Annotated in this window: 9 protein-coding genes; all 9 read left to right on the top strand. The window is 60.8% G+C overall.

The window, feature by feature from the left end:
• Positions 1-2: 2 nt before the first annotated feature.
• On the top strand, positions 3-2,183 hold the full coding sequence (locus tag WC585_RS15765; protein WP_373258859.1) for a chemotaxis protein CheA: 2,181 nt from the start codon (positions 3-5) through the stop codon (positions 2,181-2,183).
• A gap of 9 nt (positions 2,184-2,192) precedes the next feature.
• On the top strand, positions 2,193-2,660 hold the full coding sequence (locus tag WC585_RS15770) for a chemotaxis protein CheW (protein WP_373258861.1): 468 nt from the start codon (positions 2,193-2,195) through the stop codon (positions 2,658-2,660).
• The gene (locus WC585_RS15775; RefSeq protein ID WP_373258862.1) at positions 2,657-3,502 is read left to right on the top strand and encodes a protein-glutamate O-methyltransferase CheR; all 846 of its coding nucleotides are present in this window, start codon (positions 2,657-2,659) and stop codon (positions 3,500-3,502) included. Before WC585_RS15770 ends, WC585_RS15775 begins: the two co-directional genes overlap by 4 nt.
• Entirely contained in the window at positions 3,499-4,533 is a 1,035-nt protein-coding gene (locus WC585_RS15780; protein ID WP_373258863.1) for a chemotaxis response regulator protein-glutamate methylesterase, read from the top strand. Before WC585_RS15775 ends, WC585_RS15780 begins: the two co-directional genes overlap by 4 nt.
• Positions 4,533-4,922 (top strand): response regulator, encoded by a 390-nt coding sequence (locus WC585_RS15785; protein ID WP_373258864.1) that lies wholly within the window; start codon positions 4,533-4,535, stop codon positions 4,920-4,922. The genes WC585_RS15780 and WC585_RS15785 overlap by 1 nt, the downstream gene beginning before the upstream one ends.
• Before the next feature lie 146 nt (positions 4,923-5,068).
• Entirely contained in the window at positions 5,069-5,461 is a 393-nt protein-coding gene (locus tag WC585_RS15790; RefSeq protein ID WP_373258865.1) for a chemotaxis protein CheD, read from the top strand.
• Entirely contained in the window at positions 5,461-5,811 is a 351-nt protein-coding gene (locus WC585_RS15795) for a hypothetical protein (protein ID WP_373258866.1), read from the top strand. Before WC585_RS15790 ends, WC585_RS15795 begins: the two co-directional genes overlap by 1 nt.
• Positions 5,811-6,416: a PleD family two-component system response regulator gene (locus WC585_RS15800; RefSeq protein WP_373258868.1), complete on the top strand. Its 606-nt coding sequence runs from the start codon at positions 5,811-5,813 to the stop codon at positions 6,414-6,416. The genes WC585_RS15795 and WC585_RS15800 overlap by 1 nt, the downstream gene beginning before the upstream one ends.
• A gap of 584 nt (positions 6,417-7,000) precedes the next feature.
• A complete protein-coding gene (locus WC585_RS15805; RefSeq protein ID WP_373258869.1) occupies positions 7,001-7,522 on the top strand; it encodes a MarR family winged helix-turn-helix transcriptional regulator in 522 nt (173 codons plus the stop codon).
• The last annotated feature ends 529 nt before the right edge of the window (positions 7,523-8,051 follow it).

The raw sequence follows: 8,051 nt of genomic DNA on the forward strand, positions 1-8,051 counted from the left end.
CCATGGATCCCATGGAGGCAATCCGCGCGACGTTTTTCCAGGAATGCGAAGAACTGCTGGGCGACCTCGAGATGGGGCTGCTGTCGCTTCAGGACGGCAACGGCGATCATGAGACGGTCAATGCCGTGTTTCGCGCCGTGCACTCCGTAAAAGGTGGTGCCGGAGCCTTTGGTCTTGAGGACCTCGTCCGCTTCGCACACGTCTTCGAGACGACTCTGGACGATGTCCGCAGCGGCAAGCTGGCAGTCGACCCCGACATTGTCGCCGTGCTGCTGCGGGCAGCGGATGCACTGACAGACCACGTGACCGCTGCCAAGGGAGGGCCGCCCGTCGATACAGTCAACGCAGCGTTGATCGTATCCGATCTGCAGCAGTTCACCGGTGTCGAAGCCTTGATGAACCCTGCGGATGACGGTCACGACATCTCATTCGTGCCGCAGATGCTGGCGCTCGACCTGGATGAGACGCCTCAGGCTATTCTGACGCCTGATAACGACTGGACCATCCGGTTCAAGCCGGCAGCAGCCCTGTACCGAAATGCCAACGATGCGATCCTGCTGATCCGCGAGCTAGACCGCCTCGGAACCACACGAGTGGTCGTCGACCAAGAGGTTGTGCCAAGCCTGCCCGACAAGGTCGTGACGGAACCGGTCCTCACGTGGAGCGTGCAACTCTGTGCCGATGCCGCCATTGGTGAAAGCCAGATCCGTGATGTGTTCGAGTTCGTGCAGGGGGACTGCGAGCTGCACGTCTTAGCGGGAAGCGTAGGGGCCGAGGAAGTTGCGTCATTCGATGACCCCGTACTGGCCTCACCGAACGCAGTCGAAGCCGAGAGCCCGGAGCAACTCCTTGACCGGCTGATGCGTGAGGCGAATGTCGCGGCCGAGACCGAAACGGCGGCACCTACTCACAGGCCGGTCCAGCCGTTGGCGCAGTCAGACGTCACTTCCGTCACCGGAAATCGACCCGAAGCTCTGGTGCAGACGACCATCCGTGTCGATCTAGAGCGCGTCGATCGACTGATCGACCTGGTGGGCGAGCTCGTCATCAATCAGGCCATGCTGGCCCAGCGCGTTGTCGAAGCCGGGCTGGCACGCTCCAGCACGATCGCTCTGGGATTGGACGATCTGGAGCAGCTGACACGCGAGATCCAGGACAGTGTCATGGCTATCCGTGCCCAGCCCGTGAAGTCGGTTTTCCAGCGAATGCCGCGACTGGTGCGCGAGGTCGCCGCGGCTACAGGCAAGAAGGTTCGTCTGGTCACCGAGGGGGAAGGGACTGAGGTCGACAAGACAGTCATCGAGCGTCTGTCGGACCCCATAACCCACATGATCCGCAATGCGATCGACCACGGACTGGAAAGCCCGGACCGTCGAGTGGCAGCCGGCAAGGCCGAAGAAGGTACGGTACGGCTGAGTGCGCAGCACCGCTCCGGCCGCATCGTCATCGAGGTTGCAGACGATGGTCGCGGCATTGATCGCGAAAGGGTCCGCGCCATTGCCGTTGATCGCGGTATCGTGGCGGCGGATGCCATCCTGTCAGACGAAGAAGTCGACAATCTTATCTTCGCGCCGGGCTTTTCGACCGCTGAAGCGATCTCCGATATCTCCGGTCGGGGTGTCGGCATGGATGTGGTCAAGCGATCGATCCAGGCTCTGGGGGGAAGAATCGTCATCACATCGCGGCCCGGCGAAGGCTCGGTTTTCACGCTGAGCCTGCCGCTGACGTTGGCCGTGCTCGATGGGATGGTCGTCAGCGTGGGCGATCATACCCTCGTGGTTCCGATCAATGTCATCGTCGAAAGCCTGCAACCCAAGGCCATCGACGTCCGCAGGCTTGGACCAGAGGGCACCGTGCTGGCCGTTCGCGGAAGTCACGTCCCACTCATCGACGTGGCCCCATCTCTAGGCTGGGCGAGCGGTAATGAGGGGCCGGCAGGGGGCGTCACCCTGTTGGTCGAGAGCGAATTGGGGGGGCTGGCGGCCCTTCGCGTCGACGCCATCCAGGGTCAGCGGCAAGTGGTGATCAAGAGCCTGGAGCAGAATTATCGTCAGGTCGAAGGGGTCGCGGCTGCGACCATTCTCGGGGACGGACGTGTCGCCCTGATCCTGGATGTCGACGGCTTAATCGCCAGTCGCAAACGCACGACCGCCCGTCCCTTGCTTCAGGCGCAGGCCAGCTGAGTGATTGCCATGACCCAAGCCCAAACCAATGTGCTCAATCCCCAGGAACTGATCGCCTTTACGATTGGCGAGCAGGAGTTCTGCGTCGATATCCGGTCGGTCCGGGAGATCCGCGGCTGGACGCCGGCGACATCGCTGCCGCAATCGCCCGCCTATGTGCGCGGCGTGATCAACCTGCGGGGTGCGGTCCTTCCGATCATCGATCTGAGCTGCCGGCTGGGTCTGGGCACGGCCACGCCGTCCGCGCGCCACGTCATCATCGTCGCCCGTGTCGGCCTGCGGACAGTCGGCCTGCTGGTCGAAGCGGTTTCAGACATACTGACGGTTTCGGACGAAACCATACAGGCCACGCCGGACATCGCCTGCGAGGTCGTGCGAGGCTTCGTCAAAGGTGTGATCCCTGTCGACGGGCGGATGATCAGTCTGATCGCCCTGGACGGCTTGCTGCCCGAAGTCACTGTCGAGGAAGCGGCATGAGCGCGCTGCGCAAAACCGCGCTTGTGGAAGGTGAGTTCGCCTTCACCCATGGCGACTTCCGCATGATCGCAGACACGCTTTACGCGGCCTCTGGCATTGCATTGCCCGCCAGCAAGGCCACGCTCGTCTATTCGCGTCTTGGCAAACGCCTACGAGCGCTGGGCCTGAACAGCTTCTCTGAGTATTGCGCAATCCTGGACGGCCCGACCGGCGAGGTCGAGCGGTCTGCGCTTCTCAGCGCCCTGACCACAAATGTGACGCGCTTCTTTCGCGAGCCTCACCACTTCGACGCGCTGCGCCAACAGTTTCGTCACCATCTGGGGCCCCGGGCCGCGTCTGGAGGTCGCATCCGGCTCTGGTCCGCGGGGTGTTCGCTGGGGCATGAACCCTACTCCATTGCCATGACGGTTCTGGCAGAACTGCCGAATGCGGCCGATCTGGATGTGCGGATCCTGGCGACCGATATTGATCCGCAAGTGATCGAAACGGCTCGGCGGGCGACATACTCGCAGGACGATTTCAAGCCGGTGCCTGAAGATATGGCCTCGCGGACCATCAACCGCGCCGAGGGACAACCGACGCTCAGTGACGACGTCCGGCGGCTGGTGCGATTTGGTGTGCTGAACCTGCATGAGGCCTGGCCGATGAAGGGGCAGTTCGACGTCATCTTCTGCCGCAACGTCGCTATCTACTTCGACGACGCCACCCAGAAACGCCTCTGGGATCGTTTTGCTCAGGCACTGACGCCAGAGGGACGTCTGTATATCGGACACTCCGAAAGGGCGGAATCGGCGCACCTGCAGCCGGACGGCCTGACCATCTATCGACGGAGGCCAGGGTGAAGCGCCACCGTGTCGTAATCGTGGACGACTCGCCGACCATGCGGGCGATCATCCGGATGGCCCTGACCAGGCGTGCCGATCTGGAGGTTGTGGGCGAAGCAGGCGATCCGCTGGAAGCCCGCACCTACATCCGGGAAATGCGACCAGACGTCATCACGCTGGACGTCGAAATGCCCAACATGAACGGTCTGGAGTTCCTGGATCGTCTGATGCGGTTGCATCCGATCCCGGTCGTCATGGTCTCGACCTTGACACAAGCCGGTGCCGAGGCCTCTTTGTCGGCCTTGGAGCGCGGCGCGGTCGATTGCGTGGGCAAGCCGACGGGTAGCGACGACGGCAGCTTTGAGACCTTGGCCGAAGTCGTGGCGCAGGCGGCCAGCGCTAGGGTAGCAGCCAGGTCAGACGCGCCGCGCCCCGCCATCGACAACCCCTACCAGCCTGGCGATCGTATGATTGCCATCGGTGCCTCGACGGGTGGAGTTGAAGCTCTGATGACCGTGCTGGGCGCGTTCCCACAGCATTGCCCGCCGACCGTCGTCACCCAGCACATGCCAGCAAACTTCACGACCAGTTTCGCTGGCCGTCTCGACCGCCATTGCGCGCCGCATGTGGGGGAAGCCAGGGATGGCGATATCTTGCAACCCGGCCATATCTACCTCGCACCTGGCGGAATGCGTCACCTCACAGTCAACCGACTCGGGAGCCAACTGATCGCCCGACTGATTGAGGGCGATCTGGTCAGTGGGCACCGCCCCTCGGTAGATGCCCTGTTTCGCTCCGTGGCCATTGCTGCTGCAAGTAACAGCGTAGGTGTCATTCTTACCGGAATGGGCAGCGACGGTGCCGCAGGCCTGCTTTCCATCCGACAGGCGGGCGGAGCCACGATCGGTCAGGATGAAGCCAGCTCAGTCGTATTCGGCATGCCCAGGGTTGCTGACGAACTGGGTGCCGTCCTGCGTCAGTTGCCCCTGCATCGCATCGCCTCGGCCGCACTGTCGGCCAGCCGCAATCAAGTGAAAGGGACCGCGTGATGCCGGCTGCTGCTTCGGTAAAAGTTATGGTGATTGATGACCAGCAGACGATGCGATCGCTTGTGCGAAACGGTCTTCGTGAGATCGGCATGACCGATATCCGTGAAGCGTCGGACGGGGAGGACGGGCTGCGCCAGCTGCTGGGCAGTCCGGTGAATCTCGTCATCTCCGACTACAACATGCCAAAGCTCGACGGTCTGAATCTGCTGCGTGCTGTGCGCGCCGCCCCTCAGCTCAAGTCTATTGGATTTATCATGCTGACCGGTCGCGCAGATGGCGATCTGGTCAAGCGCGCCGTCCAGTTTGGCGTCAACAACTACCTGGTCAAGCCTTTCACGGTCGCCACGCTGCGTCAGAAAATCGAAGACGTTTACGGGCCGCTGACATGATGACAGGCGCACCCATCGGCGAGCGCCGGATCCATGTCGTTCAAGGCCGGCATGAGGTCAGCACCGATCACAGAGTCTGCCTGACGACTATTTTGGGCAGCTGTGTTTCGGCCTGCCTTTGGGACCCTGTGGCTGGCGTAGGAGGAATGAACCATTTTCTGCTCCCGGAGGCACCGGACGGAGCGATTGGTGACCGGCGCTACGGCGTGCAGGCCATGGAGTTGCTGATCAATGGCTTGCTGAAACACGGCGCGCGGCGTGACCGCGTTCAGGCCAAGGTCTTTGGCGGCGCACGCATGACGGTGGGCGTGACGGACATTGGCAGTAAGAATGGTGTCTTCGCTCGCAGATTTCTGGCTGATGAAGGCATTCCCGTGATCGGGGTTAGCCTAGGTGGCGAGGCAGCGCGACGTATTCAGTTCTGGCCAGTGTCTGGTCGCGCCCGTCAACATGTCGTGGATCGCACGGCCATCAAGGCTCCCGAGCGTTCCCAGCCGGCACCTGTGTCGGCCGATGCCGGCGAACTGGAACTGTTCTGATGGCCGCCTCCGCGGAGATGTCCCGCCTGCTGACCGCCATGCGGGATGAGCTTGGAGACTGGGCGTCAGCGTCGGATAGACTTGAACACGTCATCGGCGATGTACTTGTAGGCCGGAGCCTGACCGAGGCCGAAATTGAGGCTGTGCAGGCTCTGGATGGTTTGAGCCAACATCTCCGTCAGTTGTCTCAGCTTTGCGGCGACATCAGCGGAGTTTCGGCTGATCATCGGGAAGCCGCTGATCATATTCGAGCGGCGGTAGCGAGGCTCAATCTGGGAGGCCTGGGCCGGCGGCTGGCTGGTCTGCCGGTCGTTGCGACTATTGGCTCCGGTGATGCGGAGCTGTGGTGATGGAGGCGGAAGCGAACCTGGACGGCAACGCCAAGCTCGACTTTCGGGAGGCTCGAATTTTATGCGCAGACGCCAGCTCTCAGGGACTCGATATTCTGGGTCAGATGCTGATCGGCTTTGGTATTCAGCAAATCACTCGCGTTCAGACAGGTGACGAGTTCAAGAAATGTCTGGCGCGGACCAAGTTCGACCTGATCCTTCTGGAAGGAGGTCTGAATGGTAACGGCTACGAACTCGTCAACTGGCTTCGGCGCAGCAATCTTGAGCCCAACCGCTATGCACCCATCATTGTGTTGTCGGGCCACACCCCCCGTGCCCAGGTCGAGCAAGCCCGTGATTGCGGAGCCAGCTTTGTGGTCGTGAAACCGATCAGTGCGACCACTCTTTTGGCGCGTGTTATTTGGGTTGGTAAGAACTCAAGGCTATTTGTCGAAGCCGACGCCTATGTGGGGCCGGACAGGCGCTTCAAGAATGAGGGCGTGCCGGCAGGGCAGATCGGGCGACGGCGCAGTGATCTGTCGGGCGAAGTTGGGGAAGCGGTTGATCCGAACATGTCTCAGTCCGAAATCGACAGCCTCCTGAAACCGCAGAAGATGGCCCTATGACATCGGTTATAATTCGGCGGGTAACCACCAGTCTTGAAAAGATGGTGCGTGCCCATGACGGTGTCCGTGTCAGCGACGCCTTGGCCGCAGCCGAGGCCAATCTGGCCTCAATCGAGGGTATCTGCCTCGAAGAGCTAGACCTTCGTCTGCTGCCATTGGCTGAGTTCGCACGTGATTACCCGGTCGTCCGTCCGCCAGACCCCGTGCTCCAACAGGTTGGACGGAATGCCAGCGCCGCTCTGACGGCCTGTAGTGGCCTCAACAAACCGCTACTGGGCCGCACCCTTCTAATGCTGTGTGCGATGACTGATGCCTTGTCCCATACGCGTTACTGGCCGGATGGAGCCCTCAATCCAGCCATTGCCATGATTGGGCTTTTGCGGTCCGACCAAGTACCCGATTCGCTCGCTGAAGACTTGATTACAGAACTACAGCGATGCCTGGTTCAGTTTGTCGGACATGCTGATGCTGCGCTTGAGCAAACGAGGCCGTAAGTGTCACGCACACACGGAAGTTGACGCCCGCTCTCTCGCTATGGTTTAACTTGCCTAGCCCTAAAGGTTGGCAAGCGGCGGAGCGCGGCTATGGCCATACGCGGAGTAATCCCACCCGTCGATCGCGATCGTTGTCCTCTTGAACGTCACGAGGCCGAACTCGAAGCTATGCGTGCCATCTATGGATTGGCGATGCATATCAATGAAAGCGTGGTCAATGCTATGGGTCAAAAGCTCGATCAGTTTGACATCTATGCCATCAGCGCTCTGGCCCGTAGAGGAGCACTGAGCCAGGGTGATCTTGCTCAGGCCATTGGCAAGTCGTCGGTGTTTGTCACCCGACTGGTTGATGACCTCGAAAAGGCTGGACTGGCAGAGCGAGGCGCGCACCGCTTTGACCGGAGGGTCAATGTTGTCCAGCTAACGCTTGCAGGCCGGGAGGCCTACGACCGGATGAAGGCCCGCGCTGACGAACTGGCAGAAGACCTCTTTCGCGACATGGCAGATGATCGTTTGGAGCTGTTGCTCGAGAACCTGCGCCGAATGAGCGCGAGAACAGGCTTTTCCTTGAGCAACGGCCTGCAGGACAAGCAAGTGCCACAAGCTCACTGATGCAAAGAACTACTTCGTCAGTACGCCGAGGCTCCATCGCCCTTGTGGCTGCCAAAAGGCGCTGTGGACGCCCGCAATAAGTCAGGTTCAGACCTTCAGCACCTTTACCCATTGCCTACTGGACCATTGAACAGCCGTGCTACGCATCGGTGGAAAACAAAAGCAAAAAAGGCAAACACTGATCCGTGTTCGGATGATCAGCAAGCCGCAAATGCCCTGAGGCTTGGAGCGGGCGGCGGGAATCGAACCCGCACGAAAAGCTTGGGAAGCTTTAGCTTTGTCTGAAGAAACAACGACTCCAAAACAAAAACTGAGTCCGGGAACCTCAGGCACTGATTTACGGATCGCCGTGTTGCAAGCAGAGCGGTTCCGGGCTTCGAGCTAGGCTACTAAGGTCTGTGTCTGACTCTTAGGCGACGTTGGGAAGATCCGCTCAACGGCCGCGTGAGCAAGTTTCGGCCTCACCGCTGAATAGATCGAGGCCCCGCCGGAAACGGCGGGGCCTTCTCATCAGGGATTCAAGCCGCTC

The organism is Brevundimonas sp. (genome assembly GCF_041648055.1).
GTDB lineage: Bacteria > Pseudomonadota > Alphaproteobacteria > Caulobacterales > Caulobacteraceae > Brevundimonas.

Coding starts and splice junctions, on each gene's coding strand:
- WC585_RS15765 (WP_373258859.1), top strand. CDS start 3: ATGGATCCCATGGAGGCAATCCGCGCGACGTTTTTCCAGGAATGCGAA.
- WC585_RS15770 (WP_373258861.1), top strand. CDS start 2,193: ATGACCCAAGCCCAAACCAATGTGCTCAATCCCCAGGAACTGATCGCC.
- WC585_RS15775 (WP_373258862.1), top strand. CDS start 2,657: ATGAGCGCGCTGCGCAAAACCGCGCTTGTGGAAGGTGAGTTCGCCTTC.
- WC585_RS15785 (WP_373258864.1), top strand. CDS start 4,533: ATGCCGGCTGCTGCTTCGGTAAAAGTTATGGTGATTGATGACCAGCAG.
- WC585_RS15790 (WP_373258865.1), top strand. CDS start 5,069: ATGAACCATTTTCTGCTCCCGGAGGCACCGGACGGAGCGATTGGTGAC.
- WC585_RS15795 (WP_373258866.1), top strand. CDS start 5,461: ATGGCCGCCTCCGCGGAGATGTCCCGCCTGCTGACCGCCATGCGGGAT.
- WC585_RS15800 (WP_373258868.1), top strand. CDS start 5,811: ATGGAGGCGGAAGCGAACCTGGACGGCAACGCCAAGCTCGACTTTCGG.
- WC585_RS15805 (WP_373258869.1), top strand. CDS start 7,001: ATGGCCATACGCGGAGTAATCCCACCCGTCGATCGCGATCGTTGTCCT.